Source organism: Streptomyces celluloflavus (genome assembly GCA_000720995.1).
In the GTDB taxonomy this organism is placed as follows: domain Bacteria; phylum Actinomycetota; class Actinomycetes; order Streptomycetales; family Streptomycetaceae; genus Streptomyces; species Streptomyces celluloflavus.
The window spans coordinates 107,433-128,910 of the sequence record JOEL01000010.1 but is presented as its reverse complement, the minus strand read 5'-3'; the positions used below and the strand labels follow the sequence as shown (position 1 = coordinate 128,910).

The window sequence follows — 21,478 nt, the reverse complement described above, 5'->3', positions numbered from 1 at the left end:
CGCCTCGGACGAGCTCTGGCGACGGGGCGCGTGGGCCTGTGGTGGCGGCTAGCGCCGTCCCGCCGTCTGCCGGAAGCGGGTGGTGCGGTGCACCGGATCGGTGTCGATCTTCGGGATGACGTGCTCGCCGATCAGCTTGATGGAGTCGATCGTGTCCTGGTAGCCGATGCCGATCGGCAGGCCGAAGGAGAGCTGGTCGGCGCCGGCCTGCTCCCACCGCTTGCACTGCCGGAGCACCTCGTCCGGATCGCCGCAGATCAGCAGCTCCTCGGCGATCAGCAGCTCGATGACCTCCTCGGTGTACTCGGGCAGCAGCTCCGGCCAGCGCGGGATGCCCTCGGGCCGCGGGAAGGTGTCGTGGTAGCGGAAGAGCAGCGACTGGAGGTAGTTGAGCCCGCCGCCGACCGCGATCTCCACCGCCTTCTCGTGTGTCTCCGCGCAGATCGCCGTGGACGTCACCATGACGTTGTCGTTGACGAAGTCCCCTATCGGCTCCGCCTCCTTGACGGCCGTCTTGTACGAGTCGACGACCCACTCCATGTCGGCGACCTTCTGCACGCTGAAGCCCAGCACTCCCAGGCCCTTCTTGCCGGCCATCGCGTACGAGGACGGTGACCCGGCGGCGTACCACATCGCCGGATGCGAGGACCCGTACGGCTTGGGCAGGACCTTGCGCGGCGGCAGCTCCCAGTGTTTGCCCTTGAAGCCGGCGTACTCGTCCTGGAGCCACATCTTGGGGAACTCCGCGATGGTCTCCTCCCAGAGCTCCTTGGTGTGGTTCATATCGGTCACGCCCGGCATGAACCCGAGGATCTCGTGGCTGCCGGCGCCCCGCCCGGTCCCGAACTCGAAGCGCCCGCCGGAGAGATGGTCGAGCATGGCGACCTTCTCGGCGACCTTTACCGGATGGTTGACCGGTGCGAGCGGGTTGAAGATGCCGGATCCGAGGTGGATGCGCTCGGTGGCGTGCGCGAGGTAGCCGAGATAGACGTCATTGGCGGAGAGGTGCGAGTACTCCTCCAGGAAGTGGTGCTCGGAGGCCCAGGCGTATTTGAAGCCGGACTTGTCCGCCTGAATGACGTACTCGGTCTCCTCCATCAGCGCGTGGTGCTCGGCCTCGGGGTCCACCTTCGCCCGCGCCGCGGGCACATAACCCTGCACAAAGAGCCCGAATTCCAAGGGAGTTCACTCCTTCGGGGTGCGGGGGTCGCCCCCCGGAAGTTTCCGTACGCGTGCGTGCGACGGCGTACGACCGGACCCGATCCGGTCACACCCGCCGCCGCGACCTCTCGAACCGGCACCGGCTGAACCATCCGCTGGCGTATCTGACGCTCCATCAGATAGTGCCCGACTCTGACATCGGGTGCACGCATCGTCAATAGCTGACGTGGAGTCAGGTTCGCCCGGATGCCGTTCTGGACTTGGGCAGCGGTCGGCCGACGGCTCCCCGTCGGCTGAGCGGAGCGAAACGCCCGCCTGCCATCCCCCGTCGATCCGGACTTCGGCGGCGGGCGGCCGGCAGCCCCCGCCGGGTCAGCGCAGCGAAACCCCCGCCTGCCATCCGCCGTCGATCCGGACTTCGGCAGCGGGCGGCCGACAGCCACCCGCCGGCTCAGCGCAGCGAAACCCCCGCCTGCCATCCGCCGTCGATGACGAACGGCTGGCCGGTGATGTACGACGAGTCCGCACAGGACAGGAAGAGGGCCAGCCGGGCGACCTCCACCGGCTGCCCGATCCGGCCCATCGGGACGAGCTTGCGGTAGAAGTCGTCCGGCGATCGGCTGCCGACGGCTTCTTGGTGGGCACCGGATCGGGAGTCGGATACGGAGTCGGAGTCGGATCGGGAGCCGCTGTCGGTTTCAGGGCCGCCGTCGGCGTCGGGCTTGCCGATGGCCTTGCCATTGGCCCTGGGGCCGCCATCGGTCCCGGGCCCGCCGTCGGCCGTCGCCTTGCCCGGGTTGGTCATCGGCGTATCGATCGCCCCCGGGCACATCGCGTTGACCCTGACCCCCTTGTCCGCCAGCTCCAGCGCGGCGACCCGCGTCATCCCGACGATCGCCGCCTTGGTGGCCGCGTACGAGGTCAGCAGCGCCATACCGGTCAGCGCGGCATACGAGGCGGTGTTCACGATCGTGCCGCCGCCGGCCGCCGCCAGCTCGGCCGCCACCGCCCGCATCCCCAGGAACGTACCGACCTGATTGACCTGGACGACCTGCTGAAACTCCGCGAGCGGGGTGTTCACCAGCTCGTTGAAGCGCAGGATCCCGGCGTTGTTGACCAGCCCGTCCAGCTTCCCGAACGCGGCCTTCGTGGCCGCCACCGCCGCCTGCCAGTCCGCCTCCCGGCCCACGTCCAGATGCACATACCGGGCACGCTCCCCGCCCAGTTCCGCGGCGAGCGCCTCCCCCGGCCCGTCCAGCACATCCCCGATCACCACCCGCGCCCCTTCCGCCACGAAGATCCGCGCCTCCTGCTCACCCTGCCCCCGCGCCCCACCCGTAACGACAACCACCCGACCGTCCAGCTTCCCCATTTGCCCGCCTCTCCTCCCGGCCCTCCGCCACATCGCGTACTGCCGAATCGCGGCACCGCCTTGCAGCGCCTGCCTTCCGCCACGGGGCAGCCGCCATCCCGCCCGGTTGCGCGTCGAGCAGCCCCGGTTACGCGTCCAGCTGTCCCGCGACATCCGTCGCGAACGCGGCCATCTGGTCGACCAGTTCGCTCCTGCTCCGGCTGCGGAACCGCACCTGGATCTGCGCCACGCCCATCGCCCGGTACTCCCGCAGCGACGCGGCGATCCGGTCCGGCGTCCCCGACAGGGTCCGCCGGCCGACCTCCCACCTCGGCTCACCGACGTACAGCGGCTCGGCGATCGTCCCGATCTCCACCGGTTCCTCGATCCCCGCCTCCTCCCGCAGGCGTCGCAACTTCGCGATCTGCGCGGGCAACTGCTCACGCCGGTCGCCCTGCGGCAGCCAGCCGTCCCCGCGGACCGCCGCCCGGCACACGGCGGCGGGCGAGGAACCGCCCACCCAGATCGGCGGTCGCGGCGTCTGCACCGGCCGCGGCGCCTGCCCCAGCCCCGAGAAGCCGAACCGCTTCCCCTGGAACTCCGGGAACTCCTCCGGTCCGAGCGCCGCCTTGAGCGCGTCGATCGTCTCGTCGAGCACCGCCCCACGCCGCTCGAACGCCACCCCCAGCGCCTCGAACTCCTCCCGGACGTGCCCGGCGCCGACTCCGAGAATGAGCCGCCCGCCGGAGAGCGCGTCCAGCGTCGCGTACTGCTTGGCGCTGATCAGCGGATGCCTGAGCCCGACCACCGCGACATGGCTCAGCAGCCGGACCCGCTCCGTGACGGCCGCGAGATGCGCGAGCGTGGCGACCGGGTCGTACCAGACGGTGCTCATCGGCCCGGCCAGCCGCCGCGGAATCGCGATGTGCTCACAGCAGGCGATATACGCGAACCCGTACCGGTCCGCGGCCCGCGCGATCTCCACCAGGTCCGCGGGCCCGGCCGCCGCCTCCCACTCCTCCGCGTAGATCGTGCTCTGCGACTGGACGGGCAGCTGCATCCCGTACGACAGCCGCCCCTCGGGCAGTATCCGCACCACTTGGACTCCTTCACCGCGAGCCGTACCGAATACGGCCCTGACGCCCTATAACGCACCGAAGACGGTGAACGGGAGCGACGGCGGAAGAAAGGGCGGCAGGGCCGGGCCATCGTCGCGCCTGACGCACCGTCAGACAAGAGCGCGGACGGGAGGACAGGCGGCCGGAAGCACCGACGTGCGCCGCAGGGCAAGCTGCCGGGATACGCCCCGTCCCGCCCCGCCAGCACATGCGGCCACGCGCACCCCTCCACCCCTCCCACCCCACCCCCGTCTCGGTAACCTCGGCGTCAGGAATCAGTAAAGAAAGTAAAGAGGGCTGGAACCCCGTGGCGCCTTGCCTGCGTTGTGGTGGGTGACGGCAGCTTCGTCCGCAGTACGGAGCCCGACGAACCCACGAGGAAAGGGACATCCCATGCCTGTAAGCCTGTCCAAGGGCGGCAACGTCTCGCTCACCAAGGAAGCCCCGGGCCTGACCGCCGTCACGGTCGGCCTCGGCTGGGACGTCCGCACCACCACCGGCACGGATTTCGACCTCGACGCGAGCGCCATCGCGGTCAACCCGAGCGGCAAGGTCTTCTCGGACCAGCACTTCGTCTTCTTCAACAACAAGGTCACGCCCGACAAGTCCATCGAGCACACCGGCGACAACACCACCGGTGCGGGCGAGGGCGACGACGAGCAGATCAAGGTCAACCTGGCGGGCCTGCCGGCCGACATCGAGAAGATCGTCTTCCCGGTCTCCATCTACGACGCCGAGAACCGCAGCCAGAACTTCGGCCAGGTGCGGAACGCCTTCATCCGCATCATCAACCAGGCCGGCGGCGCCGAGATCGCGCGCTACGACCTCAGCGAGGACGCCGCGACCGAGACCGCCATGGTCTTCGGCGAGCTGTACCGCAACGGCACCGAGTGGAAGTTCCGCGCCGTCGGCCAGGGCTACGCCTCGGGCCTCGCCGGCATCGCCCAGGACTTCGGCGTCAACGTCTGAGTCCGAATGCCTGGTTGGCGGCGGTGCGCGCGGTGATCGCGGCGGCCGTGGTGATCGTGGTGGCCGGGTGACCCCGGCCGCCGGACGGCTACGACGGCAGGACGGCCACGGCCGCCGGATGACCGCGCCGACGCCGGAGCATGCGGCCGCATGACCGCACAGAGGGCCGGTTCCCATACGGGGGCCGGCCCTCCGTCATGCCCGGGGACGGAGACGGGGACAGGGGCCGGCCGGAGACGAGCCGGGCCCGCGACGAGAGCGCAGGCGGGCCGAAGCGCGAACGTGGCTGAAACGCCCGAACCGGCCGAACCGACCGAACCAGCCGCACGCGCCGCCTACGCAGCCACTCCGCGCCGCGCCCCACCCCGCACCACACTCCGCGCCCCGCCTTCCGTACCGTCCCGCGCCCCCTCCGCCTCGGCGTCAGGTGCCGCCAGGACGGCCAGTTCGTCCAACGACAGGCCGAGCGCGCCCGCGAGGGCGGCCATGGTGAAGAACGCCGGGGTCGGCACACGCCCCGTCTCGATCTTGCGCAGCGTCTCGGCGGACAGTCCCGCCCCCGCCGCGACCTCGACCATGCTGCGGTCGCCGCGCGCCGCGCGCAGCAGCGCACCCAGCCGCTCGCCGCGCTCACGTTCCCAAGGGGTCAATGGAGTTCGCACCATGCCCGTGATACTAATACCGGTATACAAATACCGGTAAATAAATACCGCCCACCGCACCGCGGCAGGGCCGGGCAGGAGGTCGTACCCATGGTGGAGATCAAGACGGATGCAGCGCTGGACGCGATGCGGGTGGCCGGCCGGGTCGTCGGCGACGCGCTGGCGGCGGTGCGCGCGGCGGCCGCCCCCGGGATGCGGCTGCTGGACCTGGACGAGGTTGCCCGTACGGTCCTGCGCGAGGCCGGCGCCACCTCACCGTTCCTCAACTACCGGCCGTCCTTCGCGCCCACCCCGTTCCCCGCGGTCATCTGCATTTCCGTCAACGACGCAATCGTGCACGGCATCCCGGACACCTACCGGCTGCGCGATGGCGACCTGGTGAGCATCGACTGCGGCGCCATCGTGGACGGCTGGGCCGGCGACGCGGCCCTCAGCTTCACCATCGGCACACCGCGCCCCGAGGACCGCCGCCTGATGGACACCACCCGGCAGGCGCTGGAGGCGGGGATCGCGGCGGCCGTAGTCGGCGCCCGGATCGGCGACATCGCGCACGCGATCGGCAGCATCGGGCGGGCGGCCGGTTACGGCATCCCGGAGGACTTCGGCGGCCACGGCATCGGCCGCCGGATGCACGAGGACCCGCCCGTCCCCAACGACGGCCGCCCCGGCCGCGGATTCCGCCTCCGCCACGGCCTGGTGATCGCCATCGAGCCGATGTTCCTCGCCGGCGGCGGCAATGACTACTACGCCGCCACCGACGGCTGGACGCTACGCACCTCGGACGGCAGCCGCGCCGCCCACTTCGAGCACACCGTCGCGATCACGGACGAGGGGCCGCGGGTGCTGACCCTGCCGTAGCGGGGGTACGCGAGACGGCGCGGCGCGTGCGGCACGGGGCGGGATGAGGAAGGACCGGCGGGAGCGCCGGGGTGCGCGGGGCGCCCTGGAGCGAGGCGGGCCATACGGTTCGGCTCAGGGTTCCGGTCACGGGCCGGATCGCGGCTCGTATCACCGCGCCGAGCTTCACGCCCGCACCCGGCCATCCGCCTACCTGCCCACCTCCCGTCCGTCCATCCATCCCCCGCACCGCCGCCTCAGAGGGCGTCGAGGTCCACCGCCGCGGCCATCGCGCGGTAGCCGGCGTCGCTCGGGTGCAGATGGTCGCCGACGTCATAGGGGGCCGCGATCCGGTGCCGGTCGGCGGGGTCGGACAGGGCGTGATCCAGGTCCAGCACCCCGTCGAACTCACCGGAGGTCCGTATCCAGTCGTTGAGCGCATCGCGCTTGGCCTCGCCCCGCTCGGTGTAATACGAGGCACCCTTGAACGGAGTCAGCGTCGCGCCGATCACCTTGACACCCCTGCTGTGCGCCTGCCGTATCAACTCCCGCTGCCCGGCGATCAGTTGCCGCACCGATACCTCCGGCGTCAGGCTGTCCGATGTGATGCTCCGCTCGCTCGCACCGATGTCGTTGATGCCCTCCAGCACGATGACCGTGCCGACATTCGACTCGTCCAGTACGTCCTTCCGGAAGCGGGCCACACCCTTCTCACCGGACCCGCTCGTGTCGTTGGTCAGCTGGTTCCCGCTGATGCCTGCATTGAGGACGCTCCGCGACCGCCCGGTGGCGGCGAACCGCTCGGCCAGCGCGTCCGGATAACGGCGGTTGGCATCGGGTGTGGAGCCGTAGCCGTCGGTGATGGAGTCCCCGAAGGTCACCACGGCGTCCCGATGCGCGGCCCGGCCGCCGGAGAGCTCGATGCCCGAGAGGTAGTACCAGGACCGCGAGGTCTCGGCGAAGGCCGCGGCCCCGGTGTCGGAGCGGTGATCGCCGGCCGCCCGGTAGCTGGTGGCCATGGCCAGTGCGTGGAACGTGGCCGGGCCGGTCGGCGCGTCCAGATACAGCGTGACGGTCAGCGACTCCAGGGCGCCGACCGTCAGCCCGACGCCGTCGCTGCGCAGCTCGCCGCCGGCCGGTATGGTCGCCGACCGGCCGTGCCCGAAGGTCAGCGCCCGTACCGACCCCGGCCGCACCGAAGCACCCCGCGCCGTACGGGCGATGGACGCGCCGGCCACCTTCAGCGGCGTACTGCCGTACCGGTTCGACAGCTCTATGCGGGCCCGCGAACCGCCGGTACTGACGCGGACGACCTGCCGGACCGTCTGCCGGACGAACCCGGTCTCGGACCAGTTCTGACCGTTCCCGCCGGCCGGCGCCTGCGGCGAGGCGGCCCAGCCACCACGCCACCGGCCGCCGAGCCCGCTGCCGGGTCTGTCGCCGGGTGTCACGCGTCCTGCGCTGTGCCCCTGACCCTGACCCGTGCGCTGACCGGCGACTGCCCCTTCAGGTCCGGAGGCCGCGGACGCCGTTACCGCCGCCGCCCCCTGCACCCCGAGTCCGGCCGGCCGGAACGGCAGCACCGGTAACGCCACCAGCACGGCCGTCGAGATCAGGGCGATACCTGAACGCCGCAATATGGAACCAGACATGACTATTCCCCACCCTCTCCCCACCCTCTGAATCCATGGGGTCTCCATAACTACCCACGGAATCGCTGAAGCACAGAGACGAAACAGAGACGAAACAGTGGGACGGACCACCGGACTGCTGGGACGAATCAGCGGGACGAATCAGTGGCCCGAACCCGTGGAACGACGACGAACCGGCGAACCGGCGAACCAGTGAGGCACTCAGTGATCGCAGTGATCCGCCGGACCAGCGAAACCGCATGATCGGCAATCCGTCGGATCAGTGAACCACCGGTCCCATGAACCGCCGGTCCCATGAAGCAGCGCCGTTCCCGTGAAGCAGCGCGACGCTCTGATCGTTTGCCGCGCATTCCCCTGGCGGGCCGTGGACCGGCCGGTGTGGGCGGTCCGTCCCACCGGCGTGACACCATCAAGGGGTGATCGACCTCGGCTACTCCCTCTCCCGCCGCTTCCCGGACCCCCCTCAGATGGACTACCGGACCGCGGACGTGCACACGCTGCGCCACGACCTCTTCTGCGGCGATGTCTACATCGCCGACACCAAGGCGGACCGCGAGCTGTCCACCTCCTGGGGATGGGTACCGGTCCTCGACTTCGCCTGGGCGCTGTGCGACATCGTCGAACAGCTCGATCGCGACCCGCGCGGCAACCGCTCCGCCCGCACCATCCACGCCGAGCTGGACTTCACCGAGTCCAGCGACCGGCTGCTCTTCGAGCGCCGCTTCGGGTGGGTGGACATCGACGCCGACTGGATGCCGGCCGACGAGCCCCCGCTCAGCTTCAACCACTCCGCCCTGCGCCGGGAGGCCCGCGACTTTCTGCACGACCTGATCGCCGACCTCACCGATATGCACGACGGCCTCGACGACAACCCGGTCATCTGGGACCTCCAGGCCCGCTTCCCCCGCGTCTGACCACGCCCGGATCACCACCGGGCAGCAGCCGGACCACACTCGGGCCACCGTGGATCACCCGCGGACCACCCGCTGATCACCAACGGATCACCAGCGGGCCATCACCGGACCGGCCGACCACCGCCCCCTTCGGCGCCCCACGCCCGCGTCCGCGCCCCGTCGACGCTCCCGACCGTCACCCCCCGCTCCCTCACTCCCCCGCCCCTCTCCCCTTACTCACTCACTCCACCCGTACGCCTATCGCCGTCGCGAACGCCGGTGCCAGATCCAGCAGTTGGGTCGGACTGATCACCGCTCCGTCCAGCCGGTCGATCCCCCGCGTGATGTCCACCGCGGCCGCACCGCGCAGATCGACATCCTTCATCCGCGCGCCGGTGAAATCCGCCCGTGCGATGGTGCAGTCGTCGAACGTCACCCGCTGCAGCTCCGCGCCCGAGAAGTCCGCCTCGACCAGCACGCACCCTTCGAAGGCGACATCCCGCAGCTTCGCTGTGCGCAGATTGAGGAAGTCGATCTTCCCACCGCGCACCACGACCCGCTCCAGCACCGCACCGTGCAACTGCGCCCCGCCGAGCCGGGCGTCCGACACCTCCACATCACGCAGTGATGCCTGGGACAGGTCGGTCCCGACGCCCCGCACACTGCTCAGCACGCTGTCGATGATCCGCGCCCGGCTCAGCACCGTCTCGTCCAGCGCACACCGCCGCACGGCACAGTCCATGAAACGCGCGCCGCGCGCCACCTGGCCCACCCAGTCGGCATCCGCGAACTCCAGCCCGTCGTAATCCCCTTCGGACTCCAGCTCCCCGCCGTCGTACGGCTGCAACTCGGGCAACCGCACCTCCGGCCGCCGTACCGCCCGCACCGTCTCCTTACCGCGCCCAGCCACGCGAGCCACCGCCTTTCCGTACCGCTCGTGCCCGTTCGTTCTTCCGCATCCGTCTTCCGCATCCCGTGACGGGGACCGCCGCCCGCGATCGATGCCCACGAACCGCTCGGCCCCCGAACCGGTCACCGCTCGCAGACCCCGTCACTGTCCGCACACCCCATCGTGAACCACACCACTGACAACGCCCCGCCGCTCACCCTGCACCCACCGCTTGACCTGCAAAAACAGAAAATCCCCGAAGCGCGTGTCACATCCGGCACCCCGCCACCCGTCCCAGCCCACCACCACACAGCGCAATCCACAGGCCCATCCGGCGCCCCAACCCACGCCCTTCCACTGACGGGGCGACCAGGTCTCGGCGCCGCGTCTGCGCTGCGAAGTCTCCTTCCACAGCGCCATCAAGACAGCGGCACTCGCCCTGCCCGCCGACGCCACACGGCATCCCACGCCACCTCACGCCATCTCACGGCAGGAAGGTGCCGCGCTGCCCAAAGACGCCTCACTCCACAAAGACGCCGCAGGACGCAAAGACGCCGTACAGCACGAGAGGCCGGCGCCACGAGAAAACAGTTGACCTCAACCAACCTTGAGGTAGCAGAGTGACGGCAGTTGCACACCAGCCGCACGGGGCAGACGTGGCCGACCCCACCGACCACCCGCGCCCCATCCCGCCCTCCCTCCGCTCCCTTCCCTCCCCGCCTCAAGGAGACGCACCACCATGCACGCCATACGCCTGCACGCCTTCGGCCCCGCGGCAAATCTCACCTACGAGACGGCCGAGGACCCCCGACCGGGGCCCGGCGAGGTCCGCATCGCCGTGGCCGCGGCCGGCGTCCACGTCCTGGACGCGGCTCTGCGCGCGGGCAAGCAGGGCGGCCCGGCGCCGCTTCCCGAGCTGCCGACGATCCCCGGCCGGGAGGTCGCCGGCACCGTGGACGCCCTCGGCGAGGGCACCGACCCCGCCTGGCTCGGCCGCCGGGTCGTCACCCACCTCGGCATGGTCCCCGGCGGCTACGCCGAACTGGCCGTGGTCGCCGCCGACCGGCTGCACGCGATTCCCGAGGGACTCGACGCGGGCCAGGCCGTCGCCATGATCGGCACCGGCCGCACCACCATGGGCATCCTGCTCTTCGCCGACCTCACCTCCGACGACACCGTGATCGTCACCGCGGCGGCCGGCGGCATCGGCTCACTGCTCGTCCAGTACGCGAAGAACACCGGAGCGACGGTCATCGGCCTGGCCGGCGGCCTGACGAAGGTGGCGCGGGTCCGCGAACTGGGCGCCGACCTCGCCGTCGACTACACCGACACCGATTGGCCGTCCCTGGTCCGCGTCTTCCTCGACGAGCGTGCCGCGGCCGGTGCCACCATCGTCTTCGACTCGGTCGGCGGCGAAGCCGGCCTGGCCGCCGTGGACCTGCTCGCCCGAGGGGGCCGGCACCTCGTCTCCGGCTGGTCCTCGGGCGGCCTGCTCACCGGCGGCCCGCTGGAGTTCACGGACGACGAACTGGCAGCCCGCGGCATCACCTCCGAGCGGGTCGTCGGCCCGCCGATGCTGGCCAGGGCCGGCGGCGACAACCCGATCCGCACCTTGGAAACCGCGGCGCTGGCGGAGGCGGCGGCCGGCCGGCTCGTACCGGAGGTCCAGCGCTTCCCCCTGGCCGAGGCGTCCGCCGCCCACCACGCCCTGGAAAGCCGCGCCACCATGGGGAAGGTCGTCCTGATCCCGTAACGGACTCCCGCCGACCGTCATCCCCGGCTCCGTCGCTGTCCCCCGTCCCCATGAGGAGGACGGGGGGACGGAAGCGGGGGACGGAAGCGGGGACGGAGCCGGGAGCGGAAACAGGGACGAGCAGGTCACGGACGGCCCTACCGCCCATCCCCGTCCGCCCCTGTCCGCTCCTCCCGCACCGCCGAAAGCAGGCCCCACCCCGCCTAACTCACCACCGCCATCTCCCGCGCCGTCTCGTTCAGCCGCCGCCCGCCCGATTCCGTGCACGTCACGATGTCCTCGATCCGCACCCCGAACCGGCCCGGCAGATAGATGCCCGGTTCGATCGAGAAGCACATCCCCGGTACCAGCGGCAGATGCTCGCCCTCGACCATGTACGGCGGTTCGTGCGTGGTCACCCCGATGCCGTGCCCGGTCCGGTGGATGAAGTACTCGCCGTACCCCGCGGCCTTGATCACCTTCCTGGCCACCCGGTCGATCTCCTGGCACGCCACCCCGGGCCGCACCGCCTCGAACGCCGCCTGCTGCGCCTCCCGCACGATGTCGTGCACATTCCGCTCCTCCGCGGTCGGCTCGCCCACGTGCACGGTCCGCGTCGTGTCCGACCCGTACCCGTCCTTGAGGCCGCCGAAGTCGAGCACGACCATGTCGCCGTCGCCGATGACCCGGTCGCCCGCCTCATGGTGCGGATTGGCACCGTTGGGGCCCGATCCGACGACGGTGAAGTCCACCTGGCTGTGCCCGTGCTCGGTCAGCAGCCGCGCCAGATCCGCCGCCACCTCGTGCTCCCGCCGCCCGGCGAAGCGCACGCCGAGGATCGCCTCGTACGTCGCGTCCGCCGCCGCCCCGGCCGCCGCCAGCCGCTCCACCTCGTGCACGTCCTTGACGGCGCGCAGCATCGGCAGCACCTCCGTCAGTGCGCCGTACGCGCTCTCCGGCAGCGCCCGCTGAAGCCCCAGCAGATGCATCGCCCACGTCGCGTCCGACATCCCGTAACGCCCTTGCGGGTCGAGCCACTTCGCCAGCTCGTTGTACGGGTTCGCACCGTCCCGCCAGCCCGTCACGTCCATGGCCCCGGCGCCGGCGGCCCGCTCCGCGTCGGGCTGCTCCAGTACGGGCACCAGCAGCCGCGGCCGCCGGCCGGCGGCGATGACCAGGGCGGTCAGCCGCTCGGTCTCCGCGGTCGGCCGGTAGCCGCACAGCCACGTCAGATCCGGCCCCGGCGTCACGATCAGCCCGGCCAGCCCGACGTTGGCGGCGACCCGGCCCGCCCGTTCCATCCGCCGCTCGTAGTCGTCACGCGTCATCGAAATCACCATGCCGGTGAATTTACGCCGCCGACGCCCCGCGGCCCGTCCAAAACCCCACCCCACCCGCTCCATCGACCCCACCAGCCCCACCCAGGCCCTTCCCCCTCCCCTCCCCCGCCCCGACAGCGAGCGACCTGCGCCCCACCGTCCACACCACCTCGCAGATCTCGGACCGGTGCACCCAAGTGCGCTCGCTGACACGATGCTCTTATGGCTGACCTGGCACGCATCGCTGAGACCGTGGCGTACTACCGAGCGCTCGATGAGAGCGCCACCCTGCGCCACCACTTCCGCCACGCCGACGAGGACGGCGGTCTCTGGCACTTCGAGGCCGTACACGACCGCGGCGAGTTGATCGTCATCAAGCAAGCCGAGCTGACTTCGACCGGCCAACTCCACCGGTACAGCTGGCAGCACCTGGAGGACGGCCACGGCTTCCTCACGGACCAAGCGATCGACCCCGAAGAGGATCCCGTGGAGGCCATCCCGGCTGAAGAGTTCCAGCAGGTGTGGACTCAGTGAGCGCGATGGACAACCGCTTTTTAGGGGCGAGGTGGGGCGAGAATCCCTCCGACCTGCGAACTGTCCATGCAGGCGGACCGGGGAACGTTCGCCCGCCGATCATCGCTGTTCCCCGTGACTCCCGCTGGATATGGCCCGGGTGTGGCACGGAGAACCTCTGCTCCGTAACGATCCGCCTCCACGACGCCCGACACCGCCGCGCCACCCCGCTCACCACGGCCGACGTGCCCCACCCGTCCTGATGGAGATCCACAGCCACAGCCAGATCGGCATGACCATGCCCACGAACGTCTACACCCGCCACACCCACGTCGCCCAGGACACCCAGGACGCCCATCAAGAAGCGATCAGCCACTTGGACCAACTGCTGAAACGCAGGATCAACCGGAACCACCCGTCCCCGTCGATGTCACCCACAGATGCCAGAAGCCCCGAGCCATCACCGGCTCGGGGCTTCTTCCCTGCTCAAACACAGAGCCCCCTGTCGGATTCGAACCGACGACCTTCGCTTTACAAGAGCGGTGCTCTGGCCAGCTGAGCTAAGGAGGCGTGCCGGAAGAAGTGTACCCAGGCGCGCCGGATGCCGGTCCCCATAATTTCGTGACCTTCGTACTACTGACACCGGACCCCGGCGCGGGTAACGTCGCGCACAGTCCGCGGCAGTGGACTACACCACTGGGCGGCCCATTCGGCCGCGCCACTCCTTTACTCGGATCGTCCGGCACGTTCCTGCCGGTGAAGGGACACCTCGACATGGCCACGGTCACGTACGAACAGGCAACCCGCATCTACCCGGGTTCCGAAAAGCCCGCCGTCGACAAGCTCGACATCGCCATCGAGGACGGCGAATTCCTCGTCCTGGTCGGCCCGTCCGGCTGCGGAAAGTCCACCTCGCTGCGCATGCTCGCGGGGCTGGAGGACGTTGACAGCGGCGTCATCCGCATCGGCGACCGCGACGTCACGCATCTGCCGCCCAAGGACCGGGACATCGCCATGGTGTTCCAGAACTACGCGCTCTACCCGCACATGACCGTCGCCGACAACATGGGCTTCGCGCTCAAGATCGCCGGTGTGTCGAAGACCGAGATCCGCCAGAAGGTCGAGGACGCGGCGAAGATGCTCGACCTCACCGAGTACCTGGGCCGCAAGCCCAAGGCGCTCTCGGGCGGTCAGCGGCAGCGTGTCGCGATGGGCCGGGCGATCGTCCGGGAGCCGCAGGTCTTCCTCATGGACGAGCCGCTGTCCAACCTGGACGCCAAGCTCCGCGTCCAGACCCGTACGCAGATCGCGAGCCTTCAGCGCCGCCTGGGCATCACGATGGTCTACGTCACCCACGACCAGGTCGAGGCACTGACGATGGGCGACCGCGTCGCCGTCCTCAAGGACGGTCTGCTCCAGCAGGTCGACTCGCCGCGCAACATGTACGACCGCCCCAACAACCTCTTCGTCGCGGGTTTCATCGGCTCCCCGGCGATGAACCTGGTCGAGGTGCCGATCACCGACGGCGGTGTGAAGTTCGGCAACAGCGTCATCCCGGTCAACCGTGAGGCGCTCACCACGGCCGCCAACAACGGCGACACGACGGTGACGGTGGGTGTCCGCCCCGAGCACTTCGAGATCGTCGAGCGGAACGGCGCCGCCGCGCAGTCGCTGGCCAAGGGCAGCGAGGACGCCCCGGCGGGTCTGGCCGTCACGGTCAATGTCGTCGAGGAGCTCGGCGCCGACGGCTTCGTGTACGGCACCGCCGAGGTCGGCGGTGCGGTGAAGGACCTGGTCGTCCGGGTCAACGGCCGCGAGGTCCCGGCCAAGGGCGCGACGCTGCACGTCGTGCCCCGGCCGGGTGAAACGCACGTCTTCTCGACGAAGACGGGCGAGCGCCTCTCCGACTGATCCACCCCGGTGCGCGGGACGGCCGACCGGCCCCCGCGCACCCCGCATGTCACCGCGGCGGCGGTGCCGGGTTCCGCACCCCGGCACCGCCGCCGTCTGTCTTCGCCGCCCCCGGGAACCGTCTTTTCGCACCTGTACGTCAACCCCACAACCGCACCGACGAGCCATTCCGTCCCCCGATAAGGTGACGAAATGTCGCCAAATCATCACTCCTCGCTACCATCACCTCCGTGAACTCCGCAGCCCGCCGCATCGGCCGAACCCTCGCCCTGGTCCTCCCCGTCGTCCTCGTCCTCTCCGGGACCCTCGCGGTCACCCGCGTCCCGTGGTCCTCGACGGCCACGAGGTCGCAGGTGCTGACCGCCTCCTCCGGGAAGGCTTCCACCAAGGCCACGCCCCGCTCCCCGCAGGACGTCCTCCGCGACCACCTGCTCGTCGAGCTCCAGGAGAAGGACCCAGGCGTCGCCCTGACCCACCTCCAGGAGGCGACCACCGAACGCCCGTCACTGGCCCGGCACTGCGCCTCCATCGCCCGTGCCCTCGGCCGCGCCGCGGTCGCCAAGTACGGTGCCGCACACCGCGCCCAGGCGTACTCCCGCCCCGTCTGCGACACCTCCTTCGCCACCGGCGTCGCCGCCGCCCAGTGATCCCCGCTCAGCTCGCCCCGTGACCCCCGCTCGCACCGCCTAGGGTGCGAATCATGACCGTCCCTCCGTTCCCGTACCCCACACAGGCCGTGGTCCTGGCCGGCGGCCAGGGCTCGCGTCTCCGTCCGTACACCGATGACCGGCCCAAGCCGATGGTCGAGATTCCCGGTACCGGAACCCCGATCATCGGCCACCAGCTGACCTGGCTGGCCGCGGAAGGCGTCACCGACGCGGTGGTCTCCTGCGGCCACCTCGCCGAGGTGCTCCAGGACTGGCTGTCCCGGGCCCGGCTGCCGCTGCGCGTCACGACCGTCGTCGAGACCGAGCCGCTGGGCCGCGGCGGCGGCCTCAGGTACGCCGCCGCCTCGCTCCCCCGCCCGGACGAGCCCTGGTACGCCACCAACGGCGATATCTGGACCCGCTTCCCGCTCCGCGAGATGGCCGCCTTCCACCATGAGCGCGGCGCCGAGGCCACCCTCGCGCTGGCCCGCCCGCGGATTCCCTGGGGCGCCGTGGAGACCGACGAGTTCGGTCACGTCCTGGACTTCATCGAGTCGCCGCCCTCGCCGTATCTCATCAACGCGGGCGTCTACGTCTTCTCCGCCGCCTTCAGGGACCTGCTGCCGGTCCGCGGCGACCACGAGCGCACCACCTTCCCCCGCCTCGCCCGCGAACGCCGGCTGGCCGGCTATCCGCTCCCGCACGGGGCGTACTGGCGCGCCATCGACACGGCCAAGGACCTCACCGAGGCCGCCGAGGAACTGCGCGCACAGGGCCGTTGAGCCCCTCCGGGAACACCTGGAGCGGCCCGGCGGCGCCGTAAGCCCCGCTCGTAACCCGCGACCACGGGCCCGTTCCCGTACGTCCCGCGCCCCCGCACACGCCTGTCCCCGACCGCCCTCCGCCGCACCGGCTCGTCGAGTGGAGCCGAGCCGTACGGGATCGGGGCGGTCGGGGACAGGTCGCGCGGCGAGGGCGCGGTCGGTGGGCCGGCGGGATCCGGCGGGGTCAGCCCAGGAGACCGCCGAGTGTGCTGCCGCGGCCGGAGTCGCCGCCGAGGCCACCGGTGCCGCCGCCACCCGTGCCGCCGCTGGTGCCCCCGCCGGTGCCGCCCGAGGACGGCGGCGCGTGGGTCACTCCCGGGGTCCGGCTCGGCACCCGCTGCGCCGGTGTGCCGCTGGTGGTCGCACCGGGCCGGTGGGCGGTGGTGCCGCGGGTGGTGGTGACGTCGGTGGACGGCACCCGCCCCGGCGTGGAGGCGGACGGCTTGCCGGGCTTGTCCTTCGTGGGCGAGGCGCTCGCGGAGGGCTTGCCCCGGTGCTGCGGCGCGCTGCTGCCGGTGTGGCCCTGGCCGGGCCGGGCGTGGCTCTCGCCGGGGCGGGGCAGCGGCGAACCGGGCAGGTTGTTGACCGGGGGCTCACCGGGCCGCGGCATGGTCGGCACCGAGGAGGACCGTACGGCGCCGCCGAGCAGCGAGCCGACGAGCAGCGTCAGGCCGGCCACCACGGCCGTCAGCACGGCACCCCGGCGCAGCACCCGGCGCCGCAGGTCGGCGACCTCGACGCGCGGGCCGAGCCGCCGCCATGCCTCACCGGCCAGCCGGGCGTCCATGGAGTAGACCGGCGCGCCCGCGATGATCAGCGGGCTCCAGGCGGCGAGGTTGATGATGTCGGGCGCGTCGTAGGCCGGGATGGTGCGCCAGCTGACGGTCATCAGCAGGGCCGCGGAGAGCAGGGCGCCGAACGAGGCGGCGAGCCGCTGCCAGAGACCGCAGATGGTCAGCACGCCGACCACGACCTGGAGGAACGCGACGGACAGCCCGGCGCCGACCGGGTGCGCGACGGCGAAGTCGCGCAGCGGAACGGCCAGCGTCCACGGGTCGAGCGACTGGAGCCACTTGACCATCGAGCCCCGCTCGCCGCCGTCGAAGTAGACGGGGTCGCAGAGCTTGCCCATACCGGCGTAGACGGAGATCAGGCCGAGGAAGATGCGCAGCGGCAGCAGGACGACGCCGAGGTTCATCCGGCGCCCGGGGTAGTACGCGTGCCGGACCGCGTCGGAACCGTGCCGTTTGGGCGCGCCGTCGTAGCGGTCCCGGGCCTCGAAGCGGCCGTCGTCCGCGTCGTCGTCCAGACGGCCGCCGTCGCCGTAGGTGCGGCCGCCGTAGGCGCCGCTCACGGGGCGTACGCCGCGCGGCAGGGTGTCGGAATCGGCGGGGCCGCGCTGGCCGACGACGGTCGCGGGGCCTGCGGCGTCGAGGCGGACCCGGGGCAGGACCTGGGTCGTGCCGACGTCCTCGCCCTGGCCGCCGGTGTCGAGGCCGATGCCCGCGTCGCGCACCGCGTGCAGGAGCTGGGTGGTGGCGCCGGCCGCGCCGCCCGGGTCCGTGCGGCCGCTCCACACCACGGGCGCGCGGCGTCTGGTACCGGCGGCCGATCCCCTGATGACGGGGACGCGCGCGGTGTCGGCCATGATGCTGCTCACGACGGGTGCGGCGAGCCGCACCCGGAAGCTGGCGTGGTTGACAATGACCTGCGCCGGATCGCACGGCACCTTGACCGAGCTCAGGACCGGCTCGTCATCGAAGCCGGGCGAGCGTCCCCCCGTAGGTGTGCGGGGTGTTCTGGTGTCCACGCTCATCTAACCGAGTGACTCGCGGTTAAGACACTGCCTCGGCCGTGGCGATCTGTCCGAGACCCGTCAAAAGTTCGCGGGATCACCGGAAGACGTACGGAGGGTCAGGTTTTGCCCTGGACTACGGCGTCTTTCCGCCTCCGGGGCACCCCGTCGCCCCCTGCGTACCGGCCGCCTCCTGGACGGCCGGTACACGGTGGCTGTGCGCTCAGGCGCGGCGGCGCGCCGCCTCCCACAGGACCACGCCCGCGGCGACACCGGCGTTCAGCGACTCCGCGCCGCCCGGCATCGGGATCCGCACCCGCACATCGCAGGTCTCGCCGACCAGCCGCGACAGGCCCTTGCCCTCGCTGCCGACGACGATGACGAGCGGACCATCCAGCGCCTCGACGTCCTGGAGCTCCAGCTCGCCGTCCGCGGCCAGGCCGACGACGGTCAGCCCCGCCTTCTGGTACCCCTCCAGGGTCCGGGTCAGGTTGGTGGCGCGGGCGACCGGCGTACGGGCCGCGGTGCCCGCCGAGGTCTTCCACGCACCGGCCGTCATCCCGGCCGCCCGGCGCTCCGGCACGACAACGCCGTGGCCGCCGAAGGCGCACACGGAGCGGACGACCGCGCCGAGGTTGCGCGGGTCGGTGACCCCGTCCAGCGCCACGATCAGCGGCTCCTGACCGGCGTCGAAGGCGGCGGCGGCCAGGTCCTCGGGGTGCGCGTAGTCGTACGGCGGCACCTGGAGGACCAGACCCTGGTGGTTCAGGCCGTTGGTCATCCGGTCCAGCTCGGGGCGCGGCGCCTCCATCAGGTTGATGTTGCCGCGCGCCGCGGCGAGCTGGAGCGCCTCGCGCACCCGCTCGTCGGAGTCGATGAACTGCTGGACGTAGAGCGTCGTCGCGGGCACGCCGTCGCGCAGCGCCTCGAAGACCGGGTTACGGCCGACGACGAGCTCGGAGGTGCCCTTCGCACCGCCGCGGCGCGGGGCGGGGCGGCGCGAGGCGGCCTGCTTCGCCTTGGCGTTGGCGACCCGGTTCTTGACATGCCCCTTGCGGTCCGAAGCGGGCGGGGTCGGCCCCTTGCCTTCCAGGCCCCGGCGCCGCTTGCCGCCGCTGCCGACCTGCGCGCCCTTCTTGTTGGACGTGCGGCGGTTCCTGCGCTGGCTGTTGCCGGCCATGGGTCACCTGTTTCTTCACTGCTCTCGACGTCTCGCGACGTGGAGTGGGTACGTACGTATGGATTGAGTGTCGCCCGCGGGCGCCGGGAAGGGCGAATCCGGGCTTCGGCCGCAGGTCAGGACAGCGACCAGCGCGGGCCGGACGGGGTGTCCTCGATGGCGAGGCCGGACTGCTGGAGCTGGTCGCGGATGGCGTCGGCGGTGGCGTAGTCCTTGCGGGCGCGGGCCGCCTGCCGCTGCTCCAGCACCAGGCGTACGAGCGAGTCCACGACCCCGTGCAGATCCTGGCCGCGGTCCGTGCCGCCGGACCAGCCCTCGTCGAGCGGGTCCAGGCCGAGCACGCCCAGCATCGCCCGCAGCTCGGCCAGCCGGGCCACCGCCGACTCCTTGTCGTCGGCGGTCAGCGCGGAGTTGCCCTGCCGGACGGTCGTGTGCACGATCGCCAGCGCCTGCGGCACGCCCAGGTCGTCGTCCATCGCCTCGGCGAAGGCCAGCGGCACCTCGGGCGCGGGCTCGACGATCCCGGCCTTCTCGACGACCCGCTGGACGAACCCCTCGATCCGCGCGAACGCCGACTCGGCCTCGCGCAGCGCTTCCTCGCTGTACTCGATCATCGAGCGGTAGTGCGGGGTGCCCAGGTAGTAGCGGAGCACGATCGGGCGCCAGCGCTTGACCATCTCCGAAACCAGTACGGAGTTGCCCAGCGACTTGGACATCTTCTCGCCGCTCATGGTCACCCAGGCGTTGTGCGTCCAGTAGGCGGCGAAGTCGTCGCCGAACGCCTGGGCCTGGGCGATCTCGTTCTCGTGGTGCGGGAAGACGAGGTCGACGCCGCCGCCGTGGATGTCGAAGGCGGAGCCCAGGTACTTGTGGGCCATCGCCGAGCACTCCAGGTGCCAGCCGGGCCGGCCGCGGCCCCAGGGGGTGTCCCAGCTGGGCTCGCCGTCCTTCGCCGCCTTCCACATGGCGAAGTCGCGCGGGTCGCGCTTGCCGGTCTCGCCCTCGCCGGCCGGCTGGAGGAGGTTGTCCAACTCCTGGTTGGAAAGCTGCAGATAGCCGGGGAAGGACTTCACGTCGAAGTAGACGTTGCCGTCCGCCGCGTAGGCGTGGCCGCGCTCGATCAGGCCGCGCATCATCTCGACCATCTCGGGGATATGTCCGGTGGCGCGCGGCTCATAGGTGGGGCGCAGGCAGCCGAGCGCGTCGTACGCCGCGTTGAAGGCGACCTCGTTCTCGTAGCCGATCGACCACCACGGGCGGCCCTGCTCGGCGGACTTCTTGATGATCTTGTCGTCGATGTCCGTCACGTTCCGTACGAACGTGACGTCGTAGCCGCGGTAGTCGAACCAGCGGCGCATGATGTCGAAGTTCAGCCCCGACCTGATGTGCCCGATGTGCGGGGCCGCCTGCACGGTCGCGCCACACAGGTAGATCGAGACACAGCCCGGTGTGAGCGGGGTGAAATCGCGAATCTGCCGGGCGCTGGTGTCGTACAGGCGAATGGTCACGGAACCAGGGTAATCGGAACGGGGCAGTGCCCCGCGACCCCTTGGACCGCGGGGATACACAAGCGTCACAATCCCCGGATTCGCCGGAGCGGCCGGCGGACGGTCAGAGGCGGCCGAGCACCTTGCGCGGGGTGATCCGGACGACCACCCGCTCGGCGTCCGAACCGGCCGCCGCGTTGAATTCGGCGTAGCTCTTCCCCGTGTACTTCCTGGACAGCTCGTCGATGAGCTGCTGACCGCCCTCGGTGCCGAGGGTGGCGGAGCCGCGGATCTCGGCGTAGGTGTACGGGGCGTCGGCGGGCTGGACGACGACCGTCACCCGGGGGTCGCGGCGGAGGTTGGTCTCCTTGCGGCGCCCGACGGTCGTCGAGATCAGCAGGTCGTCACCGTCCCTCTTCACCCATACCGGGGACGCCTGGGGGCTGCCGTCCGGCTGGACCGTCACCACGGTCACGAAGACCGGGCCGTCGAGGACGTTCTTGAGGGCATCGGGCAGCGTGGCGCTCACGATGAGTCC

General features: G+C 71.1%; 19 protein-coding genes, 1 tRNA gene and 1 pseudogene. 9 read left to right on the top strand and 12 right to left on the bottom strand.

Features of this window, described 5'->3' with window-relative positions; all coding sequences use genetic code 11:
• Window positions 1-48 precede the first annotated feature (48 nt).
• From IH09_RS11570 to IH09_RS11560, 3 genes are all read right to left on the bottom strand, one after another.
• Entirely contained in the window at window positions 49-1,179 is a 1,131-nt protein-coding gene (locus tag IH09_RS11570) for an LLM class flavin-dependent oxidoreductase (RefSeq protein WP_052856077.1), read from the bottom strand.
• A 433-nt stretch (window positions 1,180-1,612) separates the two neighbouring features.
• Complete coding sequence (locus tag IH09_RS39795; protein ID WP_052856076.1) at window positions 1,613-2,533, bottom strand: SDR family oxidoreductase; 921 nt, start codon at window positions 2,531-2,533, stop codon at window positions 1,613-1,615.
• A gap of 127 nt (window positions 2,534-2,660) precedes the next feature.
• On the bottom strand, window positions 2,661-3,608 hold the full coding sequence (locus IH09_RS11560; RefSeq protein WP_318279435.1) for an LLM class F420-dependent oxidoreductase: 948 nt from the start codon (window positions 3,606-3,608) through the stop codon (window positions 2,661-2,663).
• Between the two features lie 415 nt (window positions 3,609-4,023).
• Here IH09_RS11560 and IH09_RS11555 point away from each other — a divergent pair, with 415 nt between their 5' ends.
• A complete protein-coding gene (locus tag IH09_RS11555) occupies window positions 4,024-4,599 on the top strand; it encodes a TerD family protein (RefSeq protein ID WP_052856075.1) in 576 nt (191 codons plus the stop codon).
• A gap of 335 nt (window positions 4,600-4,934) precedes the next feature.
• On the opposite strand, the gene IH09_RS11550 is transcribed toward IH09_RS11555, so the two are convergent.
• Entirely contained in the window at window positions 4,935-5,264 is a 330-nt protein-coding gene (locus IH09_RS11550) for a helix-turn-helix domain-containing protein (protein ID WP_052856074.1), read from the bottom strand.
• A gap of 87 nt (window positions 5,265-5,351) precedes the next feature.
• On the opposite strand from IH09_RS11550, the gene map reads away from it, so the two are divergent.
• Window positions 5,352-6,119: a type I methionyl aminopeptidase gene (gene map / locus IH09_RS11545; protein ID WP_052856073.1), complete on the top strand. Its 768-nt coding sequence runs from the start codon at window positions 5,352-5,354 to the stop codon at window positions 6,117-6,119.
• A 236-nt stretch (window positions 6,120-6,355) separates the two neighbouring features.
• On the opposite strand, the gene IH09_RS11540 is transcribed toward map, so the two are convergent.
• Window positions 6,356-7,750, bottom strand: coding sequence for an SGNH/GDSL hydrolase family protein (locus IH09_RS11540; protein ID WP_110952220.1), 1,395 nt, complete (start codon window positions 7,748-7,750; stop codon window positions 6,356-6,358).
• Window positions 7,751-8,166: 416 nt separating this feature from the next.
• Between IH09_RS11540 and IH09_RS11535 the strand changes: the two genes are divergently transcribed.
• Complete coding sequence (locus tag IH09_RS11535; protein ID WP_052856072.1) at window positions 8,167-8,664, top strand: hypothetical protein; 498 nt, start codon at window positions 8,167-8,169, stop codon at window positions 8,662-8,664.
• A gap of 220 nt (window positions 8,665-8,884) precedes the next feature.
• Here the strand turns inward: IH09_RS11535 and IH09_RS11530 are convergent, their stop codons facing one another.
• Complete coding sequence (locus IH09_RS11530) at window positions 8,885-9,529, bottom strand: pentapeptide repeat-containing protein (protein ID WP_052856071.1); 645 nt, start codon at window positions 9,527-9,529, stop codon at window positions 8,885-8,887.
• 742 nt (window positions 9,530-10,271) lie between these two features.
• On the opposite strand from IH09_RS11530, the gene IH09_RS11525 reads away from it, so the two are divergent.
• On the top strand, window positions 10,272-11,285 hold the full coding sequence (locus IH09_RS11525; protein ID WP_052856070.1) for a zinc-binding dehydrogenase: 1,014 nt from the start codon (window positions 10,272-10,274) through the stop codon (window positions 11,283-11,285).
• 203 nt (window positions 11,286-11,488) lie between these two features.
• Here the strand turns inward: IH09_RS11525 and IH09_RS11520 are convergent, their stop codons facing one another.
• The gene (locus tag IH09_RS11520; RefSeq protein WP_052856069.1) at window positions 11,489-12,592 is read right to left on the bottom strand and encodes an aminopeptidase P family protein; all 1,104 of its coding nucleotides are present in this window, start codon (window positions 12,590-12,592) and stop codon (window positions 11,489-11,491) included.
• 213 nt (window positions 12,593-12,805) lie between these two features.
• Here IH09_RS11520 and IH09_RS11515 point away from each other — a divergent pair, with 213 nt between their 5' ends.
• Entirely contained in the window at window positions 12,806-13,117 is a 312-nt protein-coding gene (locus IH09_RS11515) for a hypothetical protein (protein WP_052856068.1), read from the top strand.
• A gap of 170 nt (window positions 13,118-13,287) precedes the next feature.
• Window positions 13,288-13,505 (top strand): annotated as a pseudogene (locus tag IH09_RS40830) (hypothetical protein); the annotation flags it as partial.
• Window positions 13,506-13,592: 87 nt separating this feature from the next.
• Here the strand turns inward: IH09_RS40830 and IH09_RS11510 are convergent.
• Window positions 13,593-13,666, bottom strand: a tRNA-Thr gene (locus tag IH09_RS11510).
• Window positions 13,667-13,870: 204 nt separating this feature from the next.
• On the opposite strand from IH09_RS11510, the gene IH09_RS11505 reads away from it, so the two are divergent.
• The 3 genes from IH09_RS11505 to IH09_RS11495 all read left to right on the top strand — a co-directional run bounded on the left by IH09_RS11505 (window position 13,871) and on the right by IH09_RS11495 (window position 16,436).
• Window positions 13,871-15,007 carry an ABC transporter ATP-binding protein gene (locus IH09_RS11505; RefSeq protein ID WP_052856067.1) on the top strand — a complete coding sequence of 379 codons (1,137 nt, stop codon included), beginning with the start codon at window positions 13,871-13,873 and terminating at the stop codon, window positions 15,005-15,007.
• Window positions 15,008-15,237: 230 nt separating this feature from the next.
• The gene (locus IH09_RS11500; RefSeq protein ID WP_052856066.1) at window positions 15,238-15,654 is read left to right on the top strand and encodes a hypothetical protein; all 417 of its coding nucleotides are present in this window, start codon (window positions 15,238-15,240) and stop codon (window positions 15,652-15,654) included.
• A 53-nt stretch (window positions 15,655-15,707) separates the two neighbouring features.
• Complete coding sequence (locus IH09_RS11495; protein ID WP_052856065.1) at window positions 15,708-16,436, top strand: nucleotidyltransferase family protein; 729 nt, start codon at window positions 15,708-15,710, stop codon at window positions 16,434-16,436.
• Between the two features lie 226 nt (window positions 16,437-16,662).
• Here IH09_RS11495 and IH09_RS11490 read toward each other — a convergent pair whose 3' ends face one another.
• From IH09_RS11490 to IH09_RS11475, 4 genes are all read right to left on the bottom strand, one after another.
• Entirely contained in the window at window positions 16,663-18,294 is a 1,632-nt protein-coding gene (locus IH09_RS11490; RefSeq protein ID WP_110952219.1) for a DoxX family protein, read from the bottom strand.
• Window positions 18,295-18,496: 202 nt separating this feature from the next.
• Complete coding sequence (rlmB, locus tag IH09_RS11485) at window positions 18,497-19,453, bottom strand: 23S rRNA (guanosine(2251)-2'-O)-methyltransferase RlmB (RefSeq protein ID WP_052856063.1); 957 nt, start codon at window positions 19,451-19,453, stop codon at window positions 18,497-18,499.
• 116 nt (window positions 19,454-19,569) lie between these two features.
• Window positions 19,570-20,961 (bottom strand): cysteine--tRNA ligase, encoded by a 1,392-nt coding sequence (gene cysS / locus IH09_RS11480; protein ID WP_052856062.1) that lies wholly within the window; start codon window positions 20,959-20,961, stop codon window positions 19,570-19,572.
• A gap of 103 nt (window positions 20,962-21,064) precedes the next feature.
• Complete coding sequence (locus tag IH09_RS11475; protein WP_052856061.1) at window positions 21,065-21,469, bottom strand: PPOX class F420-dependent oxidoreductase; 405 nt, start codon at window positions 21,467-21,469, stop codon at window positions 21,065-21,067.
• Window positions 21,470-21,478: the final 9 nt, after the last annotated feature.